General features: G+C 72.5%; 18 protein-coding genes, 1 pseudogene and 1 riboswitch. Of the genes and pseudogenes, 12 read left to right on the top strand and 7 right to left on the bottom strand.

Annotated elements, in window-relative coordinates:
• The first annotated feature begins 7 nt into the window (after nt 1-7).
• Complete coding sequence (locus IWX63_RS03070) at nt 8-1,201, top strand: cation:proton antiporter (protein WP_199276675.1); 1,194 nt, start codon at nt 8-10, stop codon at nt 1,199-1,201.
• A gap of 51 nt (nt 1,202-1,252) precedes the next feature.
• Here IWX63_RS03070 and IWX63_RS16920 read toward each other — a convergent pair whose 3' ends face one another.
• The 3 genes and pseudogenes from IWX63_RS16920 to hutH all read right to left on the bottom strand — a co-directional run bounded on the left by IWX63_RS16920 (nt 1,253) and on the right by hutH (nt 3,766).
• Nucleotides 1,253-1,399, bottom strand: coding sequence for a hypothetical protein (locus IWX63_RS16920; RefSeq protein WP_442859088.1), 147 nt, complete (start codon nt 1,397-1,399; stop codon nt 1,253-1,255).
• Nucleotides 1,400-1,526: 127 nt separating this feature from the next.
• Nucleotides 1,527-2,114, bottom strand: a pseudogene (locus IWX63_RS03065) (siderophore-interacting protein); the annotation flags it as partial.
• A gap of 47 nt (nt 2,115-2,161) precedes the next feature.
• The gene (hutH, locus tag IWX63_RS03060) at nt 2,162-3,766 is read right to left on the bottom strand and encodes a histidine ammonia-lyase (protein ID WP_199276674.1); all 1,605 of its coding nucleotides are present in this window, start codon (nt 3,764-3,766) and stop codon (nt 2,162-2,164) included.
• Between the two features lie 110 nt (nt 3,767-3,876).
• Between hutH and IWX63_RS03055 the strand changes: the two genes are divergently transcribed.
• Genes IWX63_RS03055 through IWX63_RS03030 form a run of 6 tightly spaced genes read left to right on the top strand, consistent with a single transcriptional unit; the run spans nt 3,877 to nt 10,966 of the window.
• On the top strand, nt 3,877-4,566 hold the full coding sequence (locus tag IWX63_RS03055) for an IclR family transcriptional regulator (protein WP_199276673.1): 690 nt from the start codon (nt 3,877-3,879) through the stop codon (nt 4,564-4,566).
• Nucleotides 4,563-6,239, top strand: coding sequence for a urocanate hydratase (gene hutU / locus IWX63_RS03050; RefSeq protein WP_199276672.1), 1,677 nt, complete (start codon nt 4,563-4,565; stop codon nt 6,237-6,239). Before IWX63_RS03055 ends, hutU begins: the two co-directional genes overlap by 4 nt.
• 32 nt (nt 6,240-6,271) lie before the next feature.
• Nucleotides 6,272-7,489, top strand: a complete 1,218-nt coding sequence (locus IWX63_RS03045; protein ID WP_199276671.1) for an allantoate amidohydrolase — start codon at nt 6,272-6,274, stop codon at nt 7,487-7,489.
• Entirely contained in the window at nt 7,486-8,910 is a 1,425-nt protein-coding gene (locus IWX63_RS03040) for a formimidoylglutamate deiminase (RefSeq protein ID WP_199276670.1), read from the top strand. Before IWX63_RS03045 ends, IWX63_RS03040 begins: the two co-directional genes overlap by 4 nt.
• Nucleotides 8,910-10,121, top strand: coding sequence for an imidazolonepropionase (hutI, locus tag IWX63_RS03035; protein ID WP_199276926.1), 1,212 nt, complete (start codon nt 8,910-8,912; stop codon nt 10,119-10,121). Before IWX63_RS03040 ends, hutI begins: the two co-directional genes overlap by 1 nt.
• 41 nt (nt 10,122-10,162) lie before the next feature.
• Nucleotides 10,163-10,966: a CPBP family intramembrane glutamic endopeptidase gene (locus IWX63_RS03030; RefSeq protein ID WP_199276669.1), complete on the top strand. Its 804-nt coding sequence runs from the start codon at nt 10,163-10,165 to the stop codon at nt 10,964-10,966.
• An 87-nt stretch (nt 10,967-11,053) separates the two neighbouring features.
• On the opposite strand, the gene IWX63_RS03025 is transcribed toward IWX63_RS03030, so the two are convergent.
• Nucleotides 11,054-11,695 (bottom strand): VOC family protein, encoded by a 642-nt coding sequence (locus IWX63_RS03025; protein ID WP_199276668.1) that lies wholly within the window; start codon nt 11,693-11,695, stop codon nt 11,054-11,056.
• Nucleotides 11,696-11,906: 211 nt separating this feature from the next.
• Nucleotides 11,907-12,023, top strand: a riboswitch (SAM riboswitch).
• A gap of 80 nt (nt 12,024-12,103) precedes the next feature.
• Between IWX63_RS03025 and IWX63_RS03020 the strand changes: the two genes are divergently transcribed.
• The 3 genes from IWX63_RS03020 (at nt 12,104) to IWX63_RS03010 (ending at nt 14,939) form a co-directional block, all read left to right on the top strand.
• Entirely contained in the window at nt 12,104-13,420 is a 1,317-nt protein-coding gene (locus IWX63_RS03020) for a bifunctional o-acetylhomoserine/o-acetylserine sulfhydrylase (RefSeq protein ID WP_199276667.1), read from the top strand.
• 6 nt (nt 13,421-13,426) lie between these two features.
• Nucleotides 13,427-14,569: a homoserine O-acetyltransferase MetX gene (gene metX / locus IWX63_RS03015; RefSeq protein WP_334685585.1), complete on the top strand. Its 1,143-nt coding sequence runs from the start codon at nt 13,427-13,429 to the stop codon at nt 14,567-14,569.
• A 127-nt stretch (nt 14,570-14,696) separates the two neighbouring features.
• Nucleotides 14,697-14,939 carry a hypothetical protein gene (locus tag IWX63_RS03010; RefSeq protein ID WP_104168794.1) on the top strand — a complete coding sequence of 81 codons (243 nt, stop codon included), beginning with the start codon at nt 14,697-14,699 and terminating at the stop codon, nt 14,937-14,939.
• Between the two features lie 26 nt (nt 14,940-14,965).
• Here the strand turns inward: IWX63_RS03010 and IWX63_RS03005 are convergent, their stop codons facing one another.
• Nucleotides 14,966-15,820 (bottom strand): SGNH/GDSL hydrolase family protein, encoded by an 855-nt coding sequence (locus tag IWX63_RS03005; protein ID WP_199276924.1) that lies wholly within the window; start codon nt 15,818-15,820, stop codon nt 14,966-14,968.
• Between the two features lie 113 nt (nt 15,821-15,933).
• Between IWX63_RS03005 and IWX63_RS03000 the strand changes: the two genes are divergently transcribed.
• On the top strand, nt 15,934-16,614 hold the full coding sequence (locus tag IWX63_RS03000) for an alpha/beta hydrolase (RefSeq protein ID WP_199276666.1): 681 nt from the start codon (nt 15,934-15,936) through the stop codon (nt 16,612-16,614).
• 18 nt (nt 16,615-16,632) lie between these two features.
• On the opposite strand, the gene IWX63_RS02995 is transcribed toward IWX63_RS03000, so the two are convergent.
• Complete coding sequence (locus IWX63_RS02995) at nt 16,633-16,869, bottom strand: RNA-binding S4 domain-containing protein (protein WP_199276665.1); 237 nt, start codon at nt 16,867-16,869, stop codon at nt 16,633-16,635.
• A 40-nt stretch (nt 16,870-16,909) separates the two neighbouring features.
• On the opposite strand from IWX63_RS02995, the gene IWX63_RS02990 reads away from it, so the two are divergent.
• Nucleotides 16,910-17,884 (top strand): DMT family transporter, encoded by a 975-nt coding sequence (locus IWX63_RS02990; protein ID WP_199276664.1) that lies wholly within the window; start codon nt 16,910-16,912, stop codon nt 17,882-17,884.
• A 61-nt stretch (nt 17,885-17,945) separates the two neighbouring features.
• On the opposite strand, the gene IWX63_RS02985 is transcribed toward IWX63_RS02990, so the two are convergent.
• A complete protein-coding gene (locus IWX63_RS02985; RefSeq protein ID WP_199276663.1) occupies nt 17,946-19,568 on the bottom strand; it encodes a M28 family peptidase in 1,623 nt (540 codons plus the stop codon).
• Between the last annotated feature and the right edge of the window lie 232 nt (nt 19,569-19,800).

Here is a 19,800-nt window from a genome sequence, read left to right as displayed (position 1 = left end):
GCCGCCTGTGCACACGACCGCCCTCACCCTGATCGAACTCGGCGCGATTCTCCTGTTCCTCGGGGTGCTCGGGCGGCTCGCGGGCCGGATCGGGCTCTCGCCCATCCCGCTGTACCTCCTCGGCGGACTGTTCTTCGGGCAGGGTGGCTTCCTCCAGCTCGAAGGGGTCGTCTCCTTCAGCGAGGTGGCCAGTGAGATCGGCGTCGTCCTGCTCCTGCTGCTGCTCGGCCTGGAGTACACGGCCAAGGAGCTCGTCACCGGGCTGCGCCAGTCGTGGCTGGCGGGAATCGTCGACCTCGTCCTGAACTTCACCCCGGGCGCCCTCGTCGCGGTCATCCTGGGCTGGGGGCCGGTCGCGGCCCTCGTGATGGGCGGCGTCACCTACATCTCCTCCTCGGGCATCGCCGCGAAGGTCATGAGCGATCTCGGCCGGCTCGGCAACCGGGAGACCCCCACCGTCCTCGCCATCCTCGTCTTCGAGGACCTCGCCATGGCTGTCTACCTGCCGGTCCTCACCGCGGTGCTGGCAGGGCTCAGCTTCGCCGGGGGACTCGGCACGGTCGGGGTCTCCCTGCTCGTCGTCACCCTCGTGCTCGTCGTCGCGCTGCGCTGGGGCAACGTGGTCTCGACCATCGTCGACAGCAAGGACCGCGAGGTCTTCCTGCTGACCCTCATCGGTGCGGCCCTGCTCGTCGCGGGTCTCGCTTCGGCCCTGCAGGTCTCGGCCGCCGTGGGGGCGTTCCTGCTCGGCATCGCGATCTCCGGCGCGACGGCGGAGAACGCCGCCCGCCTCCTCGAACCGCTGCGGGACCTCTTCGCGGCCATCTTCTTCGTGGTGTTCGGGCTCAACACCGATCCGGCGTCGATCCCCCCGGTGCTCGGGGTCGCGCTGCTCCTGGCGCTCGCCACGACGGCGACGAAGATCGCGACCGGCTGGTGGGCGGCCCGCCGCCAGGGCATCGGGCGTTTGGGCCGGGCCCGGGCGGGCACGGCCCTCGTGGCGCGCGGGGAGTTCTCGATCGTCATCGCCGGCCTCGCTGTCACCTCCGGCGCCGTGATCCCGGAGCTCGCTGCGCTCGCGACGACGTACGTGCTGATCATGGCCGTGCTCGGGCCCGTGCTGGCGCGTGTCGCCGAGCCCGCGATGGGACTCCTCGACCGGGTGCCCCGGCGGAGGCCGCGCGCCGCGCCCGTCGTCTGAGGAGCGGCGGGCCGGCCGGCCGTGTCGCTCGCGTTAGTCGTGTCAGTCGTGTCAGTCGTCGAGGATCCTGCCGATCGGCTCACGCTTCTCCGCCTGGAAGGTGTCCTCCTCCCGGCCGTACGCCCAGTAGCCCGAGAGCGAGACCTGCGAGCGGGCCAGCCCCCTGCCCTTGAACAGGATGTCCCGCAGGGCCTTCATGGCGCCGCGCTCGCCGTGGACGAAGGCGTCGACGCGCCCCTCGGGCCACGCGCCCCTCGGGCCACGGGCCGGCGGCGACGGCGTCCGCGAGCAGCGTCGTCGTGCCCGGTTCCCTGCCGTCCCGCGTCAGCCAGTGCAGCTCGACCCCGGCGGGGGCGGCGAGCGCGAGGACATCGGCGTCGGTGTCCACCTCGAGGTAGGCGTGACCGACGGCGGCCGGGTGCAGCGCCTCGAGGCCGGCGGCGATCGCCGGCAGCGCGGCATCGTCCCCGGCGAAGAGGTGCCAGTCGGCGTCCGGGTCCGGCGACCACTTGCCGGAGGGGCCCATGAGCACCAGGGTGTCCCCGGGGGAGGCCTGCGCCGCCCACGGACCGGCGATACCGGAGTCGCCGTGCACCACGAAGTCGATGGCCAGGCGCTCCGAGGGGGCGTCGAGCCACCGGATGGTGTACGTGCGCTTCACGGGGCGGTCGTCCGCCGGCAGCTCGTGCCTGAGGGCCGCGAGGTCGTAGGGCGGGGTCAGCCCGAGCTCGGGCTTCGCAAACAGCAGCTTGGCGTACCTGTCCGTCGCGTCGCAGTGCTGCAGGTCCCGGAAGCCCGGTCCGCCCGCCACGACCCGCACGAGGTGGGGGCCCAGCCGCTGCGTCTCGAGCACCGTGAGGACCGCCTGGGGCCGCGGGGGCTTGGCGGAGGGCGCGGGGGCGGGTGAGGACATGGAACGGCGCCTCTTTCTCGGGGGTGGTCGTTCCACCCTAACAAGCCCTACTGGAGGGGGGTCGGGAGTGCCCGGTGGGCCGCGGCCAGCAGGGATCCGTCGTCCACCAGCAGGCGGGCGGCCTCGATCTCCGGGGCCAGATAGCGGTCGGTGCCCGGGCCCTCGATGTCCTGGCGGAGCCGGGCCCGGACGGCGGTGATCGGCGTGGAACTGCGCGGGCCGGCTGCGGTCCCGGCGGCGCCCGCGAGGCCGGTCGCGCCGCCGTCGCGCATGTCCAGGGCGCGCGCGGCGGTGAGGATCTCGATCGCGAGGACGCGCGTGAGGCCGTCCACGGCCCGGCGCAGCTTCAGGCCCGCGGCCCAGCCCATCGAGACGTGGTCCTCCTGCATGGCCGAGGAGGGGATGGAGTCCACGGACGCCGGGGCGGCGAGCCGCTTGAGCTCGGACACGATGCCGGCCTGCGTGTACTGGGCGATCATGTGGCCCGAGTCGACGCCCGGGTCGTGGGCGAGGAAGGCGTTGAGCCCGTGGCTGCGGGATTTGTCGAGGAAGCGGTCGGTGCGGCGCTCGCTCATCGAGGCGACATCCGCGACGGCGATCGCGAGGAAGTCCAGCACGTAGCCCACGGGGGCCCCGTGGAAGTTGCCGTTCGACTCGATCCGGCCGTCGGGCGTGATGACCGGGTTGTCGATCGCGGACCCGAGTTCGATCGCCGCGACGCCGTCGGCGTGCGCGAGGGTGGCGCGGGCCGCGCCGTGGACCTGGGGCGCGCAGCGCAGGGAGTAGGCGTCCTGCACGCGGGTGAAGCGGTGCCGTCCGGTCTCGGAGGTGAGCTGCTCGGCGAGGAGCGGAGACCCGGCCAGCAGGGCCCGGATGTTCGCGGCGGATGCCAGCTGGCCCGGGTGCGGGCGCAGGGCGTGGAGGTCCTCGGCGAAGACGGCGTCCGTGCCCAGCAGGCCCTCGACGCTCATGGCGGCGGCGAGGTCCGCCGTCGTGAGGAGCCGGCGCAGGTCGGAGGCGGCGAGGACGAGCATCCCGAGCATCCCGTCCGTGCCGTTGATGAGGGCGAGCCCCTCCTTCTCGCGCAGCTCGACCGGGGTGATGCCGGCCGCGGCGAGCGCCGCGGACGCCGTCACCAGGTGCCCGGCGACGTCCCGTACCTCGCCCTCGCCCATCAGTGCCAGGGCTATGTGCGAGAGCGGTGCGAGATCACCGGAGCAGCCCAGGGAGCCGTACTCGCCGACGACCGGCGTGATGCCGGCGTTCAGCAGGGCGGCGTAGGTGGAGGCGACCAGCGGGCGCACGCCGGTCCGGCCCGTCGCGAGGGTGGAGAGGCGCCCGAGCATCAGGCCACGCACCACTTCGCGGTCCACCTCGGCGCCGGAGGATGCGGCGTGGCTGCGGATGAGGCTGCGCTGGAGCCGGGTGCGCTGGTCCAGCGGGATGTGCCGGGTGGCCAGGGCGCCGAACCCGGTCGAGACGCCGTAGTGCGGTGTGCCGTCGTCGACGAGCGCGTCGACCACCGCCCGGGACCGGGCCATCGCGGTGAGGGCCTCGGACGCCAGGTCCACGCGGGCGCCGTGCCGCGCCACCGCGACGACGTCGGCGGGGGACAGCGGGCCCGTATCAACGATCACGGTCTGCTGGTTCACGCTGTACCTCGATTCCCGCGGCTCCGGCCGCTCTTGCCGCTCTTGCCATTGAGTGAAAACGGCGTTTCAATAAGTGAAATACACACCGACCACGAAAGCAAGGAGGGGCCATGGCCGAATCGTCGACCCGCACCGTCGAACGGGCCCTCGTGCTGCTCGGTGCGGTCTGCGCGGCCGGGTCGCTGACCCTCGCCGACGCCGCGCGGGAGGCCGACCTGTCGGCGTCGACGGCGCTGCGGCTCCTGCGCACCCTCGAGGGCACGGGTTTCGTCCGCCGGGACGCCGCCGGTGCCTACCGGCCGGGCCTCCGCGTGGTGCAGCTCGGCGCGCAGGCCCTCGGCCACGAGTCCCTGGTCTCCCTCGCGGAGCCCGCGCTCGAACGCCTCGTGGAGCGGACCGGCGAGTCGGCCTACCTCAGCGTTCCCTCGCACGACGGCGAGGGTGTCTACCTGGCGATGCGCGAGGGCACCCACTCGGTGCGCCACGCCAGCTGGGTGGGGCGCAGCATCCCGCTCGCGCACACCGCCGTCGGCGCGGTGCTCACGGGCGGGCCCCCGGAGGGCGGTTTCGTCGTCGTGCGCGACGGCGTCGAGACGGACGTCACGGCGATCGCCGCACCCGTCTCGCCGGGCGGCCGGGTGGTCGCGGCGCTCAGCGTCGTGGTCCCCAGCTACCGCATCACCGAGGCGGAGGCCCACCGCATGGGCTCGCTCGTGGCACAGGAGGCCGCAGCCCTCCTGGCGGAGCCCGCTGCGGGCGCCGTCCCGGTGCCCGAGGATCTGACAGGAGAACCCGCATGACCACCCCCACGTCCCCGACCCACGATCCCTCCCGGTCCATCCGGGCCGCGCGCGGCACCCGCCTGACGGCGAAGAGCTGGCAGACCGAGGCGCCGCTGCGGATGCTCATGAACAACCTCGATCCGGAGGTCGCCGAGCGGCCCGAGGACCTCGTGGTGTACGGCGGGACCGGACGGGCGGCCCGCAGCTGGGAGGCCTACGACGCGATCGTCCGTACCCTCACCACGCTCGAGGACGACGAGACCCTGCTCGTGCAGTCCGGCAAGCCCGTCGGGGTCTTCCGCACCCACCCGTGGGCGCCGCGCGTGCTGCTCGCCAACTCGAATCTCGTGGGGGACTGGGCCACCTGGCCGGAGTTCCGGCGCCTCGAGGCGGAGGGCCTGATGATGTACGGGCAGATGACGGCGGGCTCCTGGATCTACATCGGCACGCAGGGCATCCTCCAGGGCACCTTCGAGACGTTCGCCGCGATCGCCCGCACACGGTTCGGCGGCAGCCTCGCCGGCACCCTCACCCTGACGGGGGGCTGCGGCGGCATGGGCGGCGCCCAGCCCCTCGCCGTCACACTCAACGGCGGCGCCGTCCTCATCGTCGACGTCAGCGAGGCGCGCCTGCGCCGCCGCGTCGCCAAGCGGTACCTGGACACCGTCGCGGACACGCTCGACGACGCCGTCGCGCAGGTCCTCGCCGCCAAGCGCGGGAAGCGGGCGCTGTCCGTGGGCGTCGTCGGCAACGCGGCGACCGTCTTCCCGGAACTGCTCAGGCGCGGGCTCGACGTCGACATCGTCACCGACCAGACCTCGGCCCACGACCCGCTCAGCTACCTGCCCGACGGCATCGCCGTCGACGAGTGGGAGCGTGAGGCCACGGCGGACCCCGACGGCTTCACGAAGAAGGCCCAGGCGTCGATGGCCCTGCACGTCGAGGCGATGGTCGGCTTCCTCGACGCCGGGGCGGAGGTCTTCGACTACGGCAACTCGATCCGCGACGAGGCCCGGAAGGGCGGCTACGGCCGGGCGTTCGACATCGTCGGGTTCGTCCCCGCCTACATCCGGCCCCTGTTCTGCGAGGGGCTCGGCCCGTTCCGCTGGGTCGCGCTCTCGGGCGACCCGGCGGACATCGCCGTCACGGACGCCGCCCTGAAGGAGCTGTTCCCGGACAACGGCCACCTGCACCGCTGGCTCGACGCCGCGGCCGAGCACGTGGAGTTCGAGGGCCTGCCCGCCCGGATCTGCTGGCTCGGCTACGGGGACCGCGCGAAGGCCGGCCTGCTCTTCAACCGGCTCGTCGCCGAGGGGAAGGTGTCGGCCCCGATCGTCATCGGCCGCGACCACCTCGACTCCGGGTCCGTCGCCTCGCCCTACCGGGAGACCGAGGCCATGGCGGACGGCTCCGACGCCGTCGCCGACTGGCCGCTGCTGAACGCCCTGCTGAACACCGCCTCGGGGGCCACCTGGGTGTCCATCCACCACGGCGGCGGCGTGGGCATCGGCCGCTCCATCCACGCCGGGCAGGTCTCAGTCGCCGACGGCACGGACCTCGCCGCCCGGAAGCTCGAGCGGCTCCTCACCAACGACCCCGGGACGGGCGTGATCCGCCACGTCGACGCCGGGTACGACCGCGCCCGCGAGGTCGCCGAGGAGCGCGGGGTGCGCATCCCCATGCAATCCTGAAGACCCGCACCACCCGACCGGAAGGTACCTCCGTGCAGACCGTCTCCTCTGTCCTCGATTCCATCAGCGACGTCGGCCGCGACGCCACCCGCGGGGGATACTCGCGCGGCGTGTACACGCCGGCCGAATCCTCCCTGCGCGAATGGTTCTCCGCGGAGGCGGAGACCCGCGGGCTCGCCGTGGAGACGGACCGCAACGGCATCCTCTGGGCATGGTGGGACGCCACCGACAGCCGCGACGGCGCGCTCGTCACCGGCAGCCACCTCGACTCCGTGCCCGGCGGCGGCGCCTTCGACGGCCCGCTCGGCGTCGCCTCGTCCCTCGTCGCCGTCGACCTGCTGCGCGAACGCGGGGTGGAGCCGCAGCGCTCGCTCGCGATCGCCGTGTTCCCCGAGGAGGAGGGATCCCGCTTCGGGGTGTCCTGCCTGGGCTCGCGCCTGCTCACCGGCACCCTGGACCCCGACGCCGTCCGGTCCCTGACGGACACCGACGGCACCACGTTCGCCGAGGCCGCCCGGGCCGCGGGCGTCGACCCCTCGCACCTGGGCCGCGACGAGGAGGCGATCCGGCGGATCGGGGACTTCGTGGAACTCCACGTCGAGCAGGGGCGCGGGCTGGTCGACCTGGACTCCGCCGTGGCCATCGGCTCCACCATGCTGGGCCACGGGCGCTGGCGCCTGTCGATCACCGGCCAGGGCAACCACGCCGGGACCACGCTCATGGCCGACCGCGCCGACCCCATGGTCGCCGCCGCCCAGGTGGTCCTCGCCGTCCGGAAGACCGCCGCCGAGCAGGACGGCGCCCGCGCGACCGTCGGCCGGCTGCAGCCCGTGCCGGGAGGGACGAACGTCATCGCCTCCCGCGTGGACCTGTGGCTGGACGTGCGCCACGAGGAGGACGCCCTGACCGCAGCCCTCATCGAGAGGATCCACGGCCAGGCCCAGAAGATCTGCGCCTTCGAGGGCTGCCGGGCCACCCTGACCGAGGAATCGCGCAGCGGTACGGTCCACTTCGACGGCGCGCTGCAGCGCACCCTCGGCCAGTCGCTCCGCCGGTCCTTCCCCGTCGCCCCGACCCTGCCCACCGGGGCGGGCCACGACGCCGGCATCCTGGGCGCCATCGCACCCACCGCCATGCTGTTCGTCCGCAACCCCACCGGGATCAGCCACTCACCCGAGGAGTTCGTGGAGCGCGACGACGCCGACGCCGGGGCCACCGCGCTCGCGGACGTCCTCGACGACCTGCTGTGAGCGGCCCCCGCGCCGGTCGGGCCGCCCGCGCCGTCTGGTGCGAGCACGCGTGGCTGGGGGCCGAGGGCGTCGCGGACTCGGTGCGGATCGAGGCGGACGCCGACGGGCTGGTGGTCGCCGTGCTGCCGGGCGTCCCGGCGCGGGCGGGCGACGTGGTGCTGCGCGGCGTGGTGTTCCCCGCCGCCGCCAACGCGCATTCGCATGCGTTCCACCGTGCACTGCGCGGACGCACCCACGGCACGGCGGACGACGGGACGTTCTGGACCTGGCGGGAGACGATGTACCGTGCGGCGCACGCCCTCACGCCCGGGCTGTACGAGGAGCTCGCCGCCGCGGTGTACGCCGAGATGGTGGTGTCGGGGTGGACGAGCGTCGCCGAATTCCACTACGTGCACCACCGCCCCGACGGCACGCCGTACGGCCAGGAGGAGGACGACGACGGGCCGCATGCCATGGAGCTCGCCCTCGCCCGGGCGGCCGTCCGGGCGGGCATCCGCCTGACGCTGCTCGACACCTGCTACCTCGCCGGCGGTCTCGGGGTCCCGTTGGAGGACGGCCAGCGCCGCTTCTCCGACGGGACCGCGGAGCGGTGGCTGGCACGGCTCGCCTCCCTGCGCACCGCGATCTCCTCGCGCTACCCCGCGCACCAGGTCACGGTCGGGGCGGCCATCCACTCCGTCCGCGCGGTGCCGGGGGAGGACCTGGCCGTCATCGCCCGGCACCTGCCGCCCGGGGTGCCCCTCCACATCCACCTCTCCGAACAGCCCGCCGAGAACGAGGACTGCCTCCGCGCCACCGGGCTCACCCCCGCGGGCCTGCTGCACCGGCACGGACTCGCCGGGCCGCGCCTGTCCGTGATCCACGCCACCCATGTCGGCGCGGAGGACATCGCGCTCCTCGGCGACGCCGGAGCAACCGTCGTGCTCTGCCCCACCACGGAGGCGGACCTCGCGGACGGGCTCGGGCCGGCCGGGGACCTCCTCGATGCCGGGGCCACCCTGGCGCTCGGCACCGACCAGCACGCCGTCGTCGACCCCTGGCTCGAGATGCGGGCCCTCGAGCACGGCGAGCGCCTGCGCACCGGGCGCCGGGGCCGTTTCGCCCCGGAACGGCTGCACGGGATCGCGTCCCTCGGCGGCGCGCGGGCACAGGACCGCGCAGGAGCAGGCTTCGGTCCGGGCCTGGCGGCCGACTTCATGGCGGTCGACCCCCACACCGCCCGGACGGCCGGCTCCTCCTGGGAGCAGCTCGCGTACACGGCGACGGCGCAGGACGTGACCGGCGTCGTCGTCGGGGGAGTCCTGGCGGCGGGCTCCGGCGTCCACGCGACGCTCGGGGACCCCGGGCCCCTGCTGGTCGCCGCCATCGCCCGCCTCGATGACGCACACCGTGACGCTGCACACCCATGGGACCGGCACTGATGTCCGTCCTCGTCACCAACATCGGCGAACTCATGACGCAGGACGCCGACGGCGCGGTCCTGCGGGATGCCGCGCTGGTCCTCGAGGGGGAGCGGATCAGCTGGATCGGTCCGGCCGCGGGCGCCCCGGCCGCGGACGAGGCGTACGTCGCCGGCGGCCGGGCGGGACTGCCGGGGTGGGTCGACAGCCACACGCACCTGGTGTTCGCCGGTGACCGGACGGCCGAGTTCGAAGCCCGGATGGCGGGGGAGGCGTACGCGGCAGGCGGTATCGCGGTCACCGTGGAGGCCACGCGTGCCGCGGGGGACTACGACCTCACGCGGCTGCTGCTGGCCCGCGTCGCGGAGGCCACCGCGGGCGGCACCACCTATCTCGAGACGAAGACGGGGTACGGGCTCGACGTCGCCCAGGAGGCGCGCGGGGCGCGCATCGCGGCAGGCGTGGTGGACGAGGTCACCTTCCTCGGCGCGCACCTCGTGCCGCCCGGGTGGGACGCCGAGGACTACACGGATCTCGTGTGCGGGCCGATGCTCGACGCCGTCCTGCCGCACGTGCGCTGGGCCGACGTCTTCTGCGAGACCGGGGCCTTCACCCCGGACCAGTCCCGCCGCGTCCTCGCCGCCTGCGCCGCGGCGGGCCTGGGCCTGCGCGTGCACGGCAACCAGCTGGGCCCGGGTGCCGGCGTGGCGCTCGCCGTCGAGGTCGGCGCCGCCAGCGTCGACCACGTGAACCACCTGTCCGACGCCGACGTCGACGCGCTCGCAGGGACCTGGTCGGGATCCGGCACGGACGACGCCCAGGGGATGCCGGGCACCGTGGCCACGTGCCTGCCCGCCTGCGACCTCTCGACGCGCCAGCCGTTCCCGCCCGCGCGGCGGCTGCTCGACGCCGGCGCCCGGATCGCCCTGGCGAGCAACTGCAACCCCGGGACGTCCTACACGAGCTCCATGGCCTTCTGCGTCGCCACCGCCGTCCTGCAGATGGGGCTGACGGTCCACGAGGCGGTCCGCGCCGCCACCCACGGTGGAGCCCTGGCGCTGGGTCGCCACACGGGACGCGACGCCGACGGCCTGCGCACCGTGGGTTCCCTCGCCGTCGGGCACCGCGCGGACTTGCAGCTGCTGAACGCGCCGTCGGCCGCGCACCTGGCGTACCGGCCCGGGATGCCGCTCGTGCACGCCGTCTGGCGCGCGGGCGTGCGCGTCCGGTAGGAGGGCTAGGGGGACCCGGCATCCGCTGGCAGGATAGCGTCATGACTGCCGAGTCCTCGTCCTCCACCGCCCCGCCCGCAGCGGACGGCCCCACGGGCCCGCCGTCGAGGCGACGGATCACCGCCGAACTGCTGATCGTGTTCGGGCTCTCGCTCGGGCAGTCCGGCGTGTACGCGGCCGTGAGCCTGGCGGAGAAACTGTCGCGGGGACCCCTCGCCGGCCAGACCACCACCCTGAACCCGGTGCTGAACGACCGCGAGTACTTCGACCTCGCCTACCAGCTCCTGGACATCTTCTTCGCGCTGATGCCCGTGGCCCTGGTCCTGTTCCTGCTCAGCGGGCCCGGCGTCTCGGCCGTCCGGCGCCTGGGCTTCACCTTCGAGCAGCCGCTGCGCACGATCGGCTTCGGGGTGGGCCTGGCCGCGATCATCGCCGTCGGCACGCTCGGGGTGTACACGGGGGGCCGCGCACTCGGGATCACGACGGCGCTCGTACCGGCCGCGCTCGACGACTACTGGTGGACCATCCCGGTGCTCGTCCTCTCCGCGCTCCGGCACGCGGTGCTCGAGGAGGTCATCGTGGTGGGCTACCTGGTCATCCGCCTGCGGGAGCTCGGCTGGTCCACCCCCGCGATCATCATCACGAGTGCCCTGATCCGGGGCAGCTACCACCTCTACCAGGGGTTCGGCCCGTTCATCGGGAACGTCCTGATGGGCGTGCTGTTCGCTTGGTTCTACACGCGGACGCGGCGGGTCATGCCGCTCGTGATCGCGCACGCGCTCATCGACATCACGGGATTCGTCGGGTACGCGCTGCTCGGGCCGGCGCTGGGGATCGGTGCGTGAGCGGGCGTCCCCTGCCGATGCAGGACGGAGGGACCGGACGATCGTCCGGTCCCTCCGTCTCCGAGTCGATGGGTGTGACGGGTGACGCTAGATCTCCACGCGTCCGTTGTCGGTCTCGAACGTCACCGACATGACGCCGGGGGTCCCGTTGGGTGCGATCCACTGGACCTGCACGCCGTCGAGCGTCTTCTCGACATCCGTCCCGAGCCAGTCGGTCACCCGCTCGGACGAGCCGGCGATGGTGAGGCAGTCCAGCTTCACAGAGGCGGGGCGGGCCTTCGAGGGGTGGAGGTCCTCCGTGCCCTCGTCCCAGCGGAGCAGATAGGGGACCTGCGGGTCAGCGATGAGCCCCTTGATGCCGATCTGCTGCCAGGTGAGTTCCTGGCCGTCCGGGAACTTCCGGTTGCCGGGCACGGCGCTGCGTCCGAGGCGCTCCTCGAACGGTGCGAGATCCTCGACGGCCACGCACCAGCCCATCCAGCCTCCGCCGGCCTCGGAGCGGGCACGGACGGCCTGGCCGAACGGAGCCTTGTCCGACGCCGGGTGGTTCAGGACCTCGACGACCTCCAGGTACTGGCCGTTGACCAGGGGGAAGATCATGTTGCGGGTGCCGAAGCGGGGGTGCACACCACCCTTCACCGGCTCCATGCCGAGCCTGGCCGAGATTCGATCGGCCGTCGCGGCAAGTCCGTCAGGTTCGCAGGCATAAGATACATGGTCCAGGCGCATGCGGCTATCTTGGCACTAAGTGATCTGGGTCTCGACTAAGGCTTGCCTTACCTTCAGGCGGGCGTGTCGGGAGCCGGCCAGGAGCGTGGTGGGAGCGTGTCGGGTGCGTCCCGGGTGCGAGCCGCGGAGCCCACCGGCGGAGCACCCGCGGGCGGCTTCATGGAGGGTCACACGGTTGCCGGATCCGCCCGGATCGGCTTTCATGAATGCAGGTCATGAGTGCCAGCACACAGCCCCGGCTTGCTGGCCGGCAACCCTCCAACCGCGGTGGGGTGCCCCGGGTGAAGACCAGGTCCGGCGTCTTTCCGGCGCCGTTCAAGCGCGGGCTCCTGCGGGGTCCGGTCTCCTGGAGCGGCGTCCACCGGCCGGAGCACCGGACACGCGGAGCCCCTGACCAGAGGGAGCACCATGTCCGACGATTGGTCCTTCGAGACACGCCAGATCCACGCCGGCCAGGTGCCGGATGCCGCCACGGGGGCGCGTGCGCTGCCCATCTACCAGACGTCGTCGTTCGTCTTCCCGAGTGCGGAGAGCGCCGCGAACCGGTTCGCCCTGACGGAACTGGCGCCCATCTACACGCGGATCGGCAACCCGACCCAGGAGGTCGTGGAGACCCGCATCGCGAGCCTCGAAGGCGGTGTCGGCGCCCTGCTGCTGGCCTCCGGCCAGGCCGCGGACACCTTCGCGGTGCTGAACGTCGCGGAGGCCGGGGACCACATCGTGGCCAGCCCCAGCCTCTACGGGGGCACCTACAACCTCTTCAAGCACACGCTGAAGAAGTTCGGGATCGAGACCACGTTCGTGGAGGACCCCGACGACCTCGAGCAGTGGCGCGCGGCGGTCCGGCCGAACACCAAGCTCTTCTTCGGCGAGGTGGTCTCCAACCCGCGGCAGGACGTCCTCGACGTCGAAGGCATCAGCGCCGTCGCCCACGAGCACGGCATCCCCCTGATCGTCGACAACACGCTGTCCACGCCGTACCTCATCCGGCCCATCGAGTGGGGGGCGGACATCGTGGTGCATTCGGCCACCAAGTACCTCGGCGGGCACGGCAACGCCATCGCCGGGGTCATCGTCGACTCCGGGAACTTCGACTTCGCCCGGTACCCCGAACGGTTCCCGGGCTTCAACACGCCGGACGAGAGCTACCAGGGGCTCGTGTACGCCCGGGACCTCGGGGTGGGCAGCGCCCTCGGTGCGAATCTCGCCTTCATCCTCAAGGCCCGCGTGCAACTGCTCCGCGACCTGGGGGCTGCCGTCTCCCCGTTCAACGCCTTCCTCATCGCACAGGGGCTGGAGACCCTCAGCCTGCGCATGGAGCGCCACGTGGAGAACGCGCAGGCGGTCGCCGAGTGGCTGGAAGGGCACGACGACGTCGAGCGCGTCACCTACGCGGGGCTCTCCTCGAGTCCCTGGTACGAGCGCGGGAAGAAGTACGGGCCGCACGGCACGGGGGCGATCGTGAGCTTCGACATCGTCGGGGGGCTGGAGGCGGGGAAGCGCTTCGTCGACGGGCTCGAGCTGCACTCGCACGTCGCGAACGTGGGCGACGTCCGTTCGCTCGTCATCCACCCCGCCTCGACGACGCACAGCCAGCTCGGGGCGGAGGCGCAGCTCACCGCGGGCGTCCGCCCCGGCCTGGTGCGGCTGTCCGTCGGCCTCGAGAACATCGCCGATATCCTCGCCGATCTGGATGCGGGTTTCCGCGCCGCCAAGGGAGCCTGACCGTTCGTGACCACGTACCCTCCTGCCCCGCTGCCCTCCTGGACCGGCGACGCACCACCCCACGGGGACGGGCTGCTCCGTTTCGCGTCGATCGGGCCGCTGGTCCTCGAGACCGGGGGTGAGCTGCCCGACGTCCAGCTGGCGTTCGAGACCTGGGGCCGGCTGAACCGGGAGGGCTCCAACGCCGTCCTCGTGCAGCATGCCCTGACCGGCAGCTCGCACGTGGCGCGGGGCGCCTCGGACGAGGAGGGCTGGTGGGATTCGCTCGTGGGTCCCGGCCGCACGGTGGACACCGACCGCTACTTCGTGGTGTCCGTCAACATGCTCGGAGGCTGCTACGGCTCGACGGGGCCGGCCGGCCTCGCACCCGACGGCGAGCCGTGGGGTGCGAGGTTCCCCTTCGTCACCATCCGCGACTCCGTCCGCGCGGAGAGCCTGCTCGCCGATCGGCTCGGCATCGAGCGCTGGCACTCCGTGCTCGGCGGGTCGATGGGCGGCGCCCGGGCCCTCGAGTGGGCACTGATGTTCCCGCAGCGGGTGGAGCGGTGCGCCGTCATCGCCTGCACTGCCGCCAGCTCGGCCGAACAGATAGCGTTCGCCCAGGCACAGCTGCAGGCCATCCGGCTCGACCCCGCCTACCGCGGCGGCGACTACTACGACGGCCCGCCTCCGGAAGCGGGACTCGGCGTCGCCCGCCGGATCGCGCACATCACGTACCGCGCGGAGCAGGAACTGGAGGCACGCTTCGGCCGCGCGGAACAGGACGCCGAGCGGCCCCTCGGAGCCGTCCTGCCCGCCGATCGGGGCCGCTACCGGGTGGAGAGCTACCTCGACCGCCAGGCCGACAAGCTCGTGGACCGCTTCGACGCCAACAGCTACGTGATCCTCACGGAGGCGCTCATGAGCCACGACGCCGCACGCGACCGCGGGAGCCTGGAGGACGTCCTGCAGGCGGCGACGTCGGAGTTCTTCATCGCCGCCGTGGACACCGACCGGCTGTACTTCCCCTGGCAGTCCCGGCGGCTCGCGGCCGGCCTGCCCGGCGACGTCCCCGTCCACATGATCTCCTCGCCGATGGGCCACGACGCCTTCCTCACCCAGATCCACCAGCTCGACGACCAGCTCCGGTCAACCTTCTACGGGCGGTAGCAGGTGCCGGTAGCCGATGACCCCGGCGAGCCCCTAGGGTGGAAGTAAGCCTGCTTAGGAAGTGGTGGCGGGTACGGCCGGGGTGAACACCCCGGCCGGAACGATCTGCGATGAAGAGGAGCTGTTCATGGAACTGAGCACCATCGGCTGGAACCAGGAAGCCCGCGACAAGATCCTGCTCGACGCGGACCGCGCACTGCAGGGAGCGGTCCGGGAGGCCGCGGAGACGATGGACGGGAAGTCCCGCGACGAGGTCTACGAGTTCCTCTTCCAGAAGCTGCAGCCGCAGTTCGTCGACTTCAAGCCCGGGCCGGACCTCAGCGCCTGCGCTGACGCCGTGGCCAACGGCGAGGTCTCCCTGGACGGCTGAGCTGGTCCGCGCTACCCGGGGCTGAGCTACTCCGCGGTCCCCGGCGGCATGCCCGGGCCGAAGATGGGCCCGGGCTCGAGGCGCTTCGCGGTCACGTCGTCGCCCGAGGACTGGTGGCGGAGCCGCCGCAGGACCCAGGGGACGAGGTGCTGGCGCGCCCACACGAGGTCCTCGGCCCGCGCCGTCCGCCATTTCCGTGCGGGCAGGTCCTTGGGCTGCAGCGGCAGCAGCGTATGCCGGACGGCGAGCGTGTCGAGCACCATGGCGGCGATGGTGTGGTGCCCGAGGGGGGAGAAGTGCAGCCGGTCCGCATCCCACATCTGCGGGTTCGTGAGCTGGCGCAGGGCCCACATGTCGCCGATGACCGCTTCGTGCCGCGCGGCGATCGTACGGAGGTTCTCGTTGTAGATGGCCGTCTTCGCCCGGACGCCGCCGAGGACGGTCTCGCGGACGTCCGGGCCCGTGAGCAGGACGACGGTCGCGCCCGATGCGGCAAGGGTCCCGACCACCGGGTCGAGCTTCTCGGCGAGCAGGTCCGGGTCGCCGCCACGGCGCAGGAGGTCGTTGCCTCCGGCCGAGATGGTGACGAGGTCGGGGTGGAGGGCCAGGCCTGCTTCCACCTGCTGGTCGATGATCTGCTGCAGCAGGCGCCCGCGCACCGCCAGGTTCGCGTAGGCGAAGTCCGCCTGGCCCCGCGCCAGCTCCTCCGCGGTCCTGTCCGCCCAGCCCCGATTGCCCCCGATGCTCTCCGGGTTGGGGTCGCCGATGCCTTCGGTGAAGGAGTCTCCCAGCGCCACGTACCGGTGCCACGGATGCGGGTCGGGGTTGAGGCCGGGGTCCGCTACCGGACCGTCCGGGACGGGGTCGGCGTCGCGGGGCAACGGGGTCTCGGCGCTGGAAGGGTTCACCGGGCCATTCTGCAACGGGCACTGCCCCCGCGCCAGCGGCACCTCCTCCACGGGGGGGGTGCGGGGGACATGGAAGGATAGGAGCCATGACTGAATCCGCCCTCGGCACCGCTGCGCGCTCCACCGACTCCCCGGCCCCGGTGGTCCTGTGGTCGAAGCCTGAAGCCGAGCGCGGCGGCACGCCCCTGCTCGTCCTGTTCCACGGCTACATGGCCGACGAGCGGGACCTCATGGGCCTCGCCGACCACCTGCCCGCCGAATTCACCGTCGCGTCCGTGCGCGCACCCCTGCAGGCCGGGCCCGGCTACTCCTGGTTACCGCTCTCCCGCGAGGCCGACTACTCGGTGGCGCGCGTCGTCGAGAGTGTCACCGCGGTGTCCGGCTGGCTCGACACCGTCCGCGGGAACCACTCCAGTGTCAGCCTCCTCGGCTTCTCCCAGGGGATGGCGGTCGCGACGTCGCTCCTGCGCCACCGGCCCACGGACTTCGCGTGCGTCGTCGGGCTCTCGGGGTTCACCGTCCCGTCGGAGGGCCATGCGTTCTTCCGCGACGACGAGGCGGCGGCGGCACCCGCGCAGTTCTTCTGGGGGCGCGACCAGGAGGACCAGGTCATCACACCCGGGATGATCGAGGTCACCCACGGCTGGCTGGTGAAGCACACCACGCTGACCAAGATCCTCTACCCGAACATGTTCCACAGCATCAACCAGCGGGAACTCGCCCATGTCCGGGAGTTCCTCACCATGACGGTCCTCGGCCGCCGCTGAGTCGCGGCGGCCGCCGGGTCATGCTTCCGTGCGGCTGATCCGGATCGTCTGCCCGTTGACGCTGACGGTGTCCCCGGCGTGCAGCTGCCGGCCGCGGCGCTCCTCGATCTCGCCGTTCACCTGGACGAGTCCGTTGTCGATCAGTGTCTTGGCCTCGGCGCCGTCCTCCGCGAGCGAGGCGAGTTTCAGCGCCTGCCCGAGCCGGATCATGTCGTCGCGGATGGGCAGTTCGGCGATGCCTGCGTCGTCGGTCATGCATCCCATCATGCCGGATGCTCCGCACTAGGCTGTACGGGTGTCTGATGCCCCCGCGCTGCCCCCTGCCCTCGGTCTGCCCCTCGCCCTCGCCGCCGGGCTCGCGATTCCCGTCCAGGGCAGGATCAACGGTGCCCTCGGCACAGTGCTCGACGACGGCATCGCCGCGGCGCTGATCAGCTTCGGCACGGGACTTGTCGTCATGATCGCCCTGACGCTCGTGGTGCCGAGCGCGCGGGCGGGTGCCCTGCAGATCATCCCGTCTGTCCGGGAGCGGCGGTTCCCGCCCTTCTACATCATGGCCGGTGCCATCGGGGCGTTCTTCGTGTTCTCCCAGTCGCTGACCATCGGGATCCTCGGGGTGGCCCTCTTCACCGTCGCGACCGTCATGGGGCAGTCGCTCAGCGGGCTCCTCGTCGACAAGGCCGGGATCGGCCCCGGCGGCAGGCGCGCCGCGACGCCCATGCGGGTGATCGGCGTCGTCCTGACGGTCCTGTCCGTGGTCTGGGCGGTGTCCCCGCGGTTCGGGGCGGCGGGCGACGTCTCGGCCTGGCTGGTCCCGGTCCTGCTGCCCGTCGTGGCCGGTGTGCTCATGAGCTTCCAGCAGGCCATGAACGGGACGGCGGCCCTCCACTACGGCACGCCGCTCGCGGCCACCCTCATGAACTTCATCGCCGGCACGGCGGTCCTGCTGTCGGCGTGGCTGGTCAAGGTCGCGGTCGCCGGGCCCGGCAATCCGCTGCCGGCGGAGTGGTGGTACTACCTGGGCGGGCCCATGGGCTGCGTCTTCATCGCCCTGGGGGCGCTGCTGGTGCGCAGCCTCGGCGTCCTGCTCACGGGACTGTGCATGATCGGCGGCCAGCTCGTGGGCTCGCTCCTCCTGGATCTCGTGGTTCCCGCGCCCGGAACCATCGTGGTGTTCGCCACGGTCGCCGGGACGCTCCTGACCCTGGCGGCGATCATCCTCACCACGCTGCCCTGGCCACGGCGCGCCGGGGTCCGGCGCACGGGGTGAAGGGTCTGCGCGCAGCAGGGGCTGGTCCCGGAGGACCAGCCCCTGCAGCGTCGGTCCGGGATCAGCGGTCCGCGACCTCGTGGTCGTGGTCGTGCTCCGGGTGGAGGCCGCCGCCACTCTCGGTGCCGCCGCCGAGGGGGTTGCCCTCGAAGCGGTCCTTGGTGCCCTTGCCCTTCGCCGGGGCGCCGGCGCCGTTCACATCGAACGTGCTCATGGCGTAGGTCACCGTGAGGTGGGCGACGGCGTCGCTCAGCTGGTCGAGGGCTTCGATGCTGAGGTTGTCGGTGTCGTCGCACGCCGCGTGGTAGCAGGCGTCGTAGGGAGCGCCCGCCATGCCGCCGAAGAGTGCTGCCTGCTCGGCGGTCTTGATGCCCTCGGCGCCCGTGAACAGGCCGCCCGCCGGGATGCCCTCGGCGATGAAGGGTCCGTAGTCGCTCCGCCCGCTGAACGCGGTCTCACCGGATGCGAGGCCGGCCGAGGCGAAGTAGTCGTGGAAGTCCTGCTCGATCTGCCCGGAGCCGGCAGGCCCCGGTGCGGCGCCCGGACCGACCGGGAAGGCCGAGTTGTCGCCGTCGTACACGAAGCGCCCGAAGTTCGGCGAGCCGATCATGTCGAAGTTGAGGTAGAGCCCCACCGAGTCCAGCTGGTCCTTCGCGACGAGGTCGGCCACGTAGTACTCGGAGCCGAGCAGGCCTTCCTCCTCGGCGCCCCACCAGGCGAAGCGGACCTTGTTCGTGGTCTTGACCTTGCTCATGCCCTCGGCCACGGCGAGGATGCCCGCGCTGCCGGTCCCGTTGTCGTTGATGCCGGGGCCCGCGAGGACGCTGTCCAGGTGCGCGCCGACCATGACGACGTTGTCGGGGTTCCCGGTGGCCGTCTCGGCGATCACGTTGTACGTCTCGCGGTTCTCCGAGATGGTGTCCACCACGACCTTGCCGGTCACGTCGTCGCCGATCAGGCCGGTCCCCGCGGCGAAGCTCGCCCCGACCACCGGGATGCCCACGAGGTCCGGAGCTCCGAGCGTCCCCGCCACGGCGCCGGTGTTCGCCCCGACCCCGGTGTTGAAGATCACGACGGCGGTGGCGCCTGCCGTCTCGGCGTTGGCGGCCTTGGTCGCGAAGGTGCACCCGCCGCGCTGGATCAGCGCGATGGAGCCGGCCGTGAAGCCTGCGAAGTCTGCCGCCTCGCAGCCGCTGGTGCCGGCGGCGCTCGCCGTGCCGGTCGTGTCGACGGTCTCGATCGCCCCCGAGGCCTCGCCGGCGCCCGAGTAGGTCATCGTGGCCACGTCGTCGGGGCCGTAGGTGACGTCGTCGGGCGTGGACTGTTCCAGCACGGCGGGGCTGAGTTCGGCGAAGAACGGGAAGGTGAAGGGCTGGACGGTGGGCTTGTAGCCCGCTGCGGTCAGCTTGCCCACGATGTAGTCGACCGACTCGGAGTAGCCCTCGGTGCCGGAGGACCGGGTGTCACCGTTGGCCTCGGCGATGGCGTCCAGGGCGGTGAGATGCCCCACCACCTTCTCCACCGTGACGGCGGTCCGGAGCTTCTTCGAGGAGTTGTTGTTGCTGTTGTCGTAGGTCGGGGCGGCGTTGGCCGCGAAGCCGCCACTGGCCACGAGGGCAACACTGCCGGCGAGGGCCAGGGCCGAGCGCCCGAGGCGGGCGCGCGGCGGTAGGGATAGGGTCATGGGATTCCTCTGGGGTGCGAGCGCCCGGTCGGTCCGGACTGCAGTGACGTGGATCACACGTCGCAATGGCTTCAACCTAGGAACACTTCGGGTGCGGCGTCAAGGTCCGGCACCGTCCGGCACCGTCCGGCGTGCGGGCCGCCGGGCCGCCGGGCCGGACGGGCCCCTGGCGCGCGGGGCGGACCCGGTAGGCTGGCGGGTAGCTTCCGCGCCCGTCCTTCCGGGCCGGATC

Source organism: Arthrobacter sp. CAN_A2, from assembly GCF_015752045.1.
Lineage (GTDB): Bacteria > Actinomycetota > Actinomycetes > Actinomycetales > Micrococcaceae > Arthrobacter_D.
Note: the sequence above shows the minus strand (reverse complement) of the source record. Positions and strands in the feature narration are given on the sequence as shown.

Bases quoted from the DNA above. Each gene is read 5' to 3' on its own strand.
- IWX63_RS03025 (WP_199276668.1), bottom strand. From the start codon at position 11,695: ATGCGCCTGGACCATGTATCTTATGCCTGCGAACCTGACGGACTTGCC.
- IWX63_RS02985 (WP_199276663.1), bottom strand. From the start codon at position 19,568: ATGACCCTATCCCTACCGCCGCGCGCCCGCCTCGGGCGCTCGGCCCTG.
- hutI (WP_199276926.1), top strand. From the start codon at position 8,910: ATGTCCGTCCTCGTCACCAACATCGGCGAACTCATGACGCAGGACGCC.
- IWX63_RS03000 (WP_199276666.1), top strand. From the start codon at position 15,934: ATGACTGAATCCGCCCTCGGCACCGCTGCGCGCTCCACCGACTCCCCG.
- IWX63_RS03020 (WP_199276667.1), top strand. From the start codon at position 12,104: ATGTCCGACGATTGGTCCTTCGAGACACGCCAGATCCACGCCGGCCAG.
- IWX63_RS03055 (WP_199276673.1), top strand. From the start codon at position 3,877: ATGGCCGAATCGTCGACCCGCACCGTCGAACGGGCCCTCGTGCTGCTC.
- IWX63_RS03030 (WP_199276669.1), top strand. From the start codon at position 10,163: ATGACTGCCGAGTCCTCGTCCTCCACCGCCCCGCCCGCAGCGGACGGC.
- IWX63_RS02995 (WP_199276665.1), bottom strand. From the start codon at position 16,869: ATGACCGACGACGCAGGCATCGCCGAACTGCCCATCCGCGACGACATG.
- IWX63_RS16920 (WP_442859088.1), bottom strand. From the start codon at position 1,399: ATGAAGGCCCTGCGGGACATCCTGTTCAAGGGCAGGGGGCTGGCCCGC.
- hutU (WP_199276672.1), top strand. From the start codon at position 4,563: ATGACCACCCCCACGTCCCCGACCCACGATCCCTCCCGGTCCATCCGG.
- IWX63_RS03010 (WP_104168794.1), top strand. From the start codon at position 14,697: ATGGAACTGAGCACCATCGGCTGGAACCAGGAAGCCCGCGACAAGATC.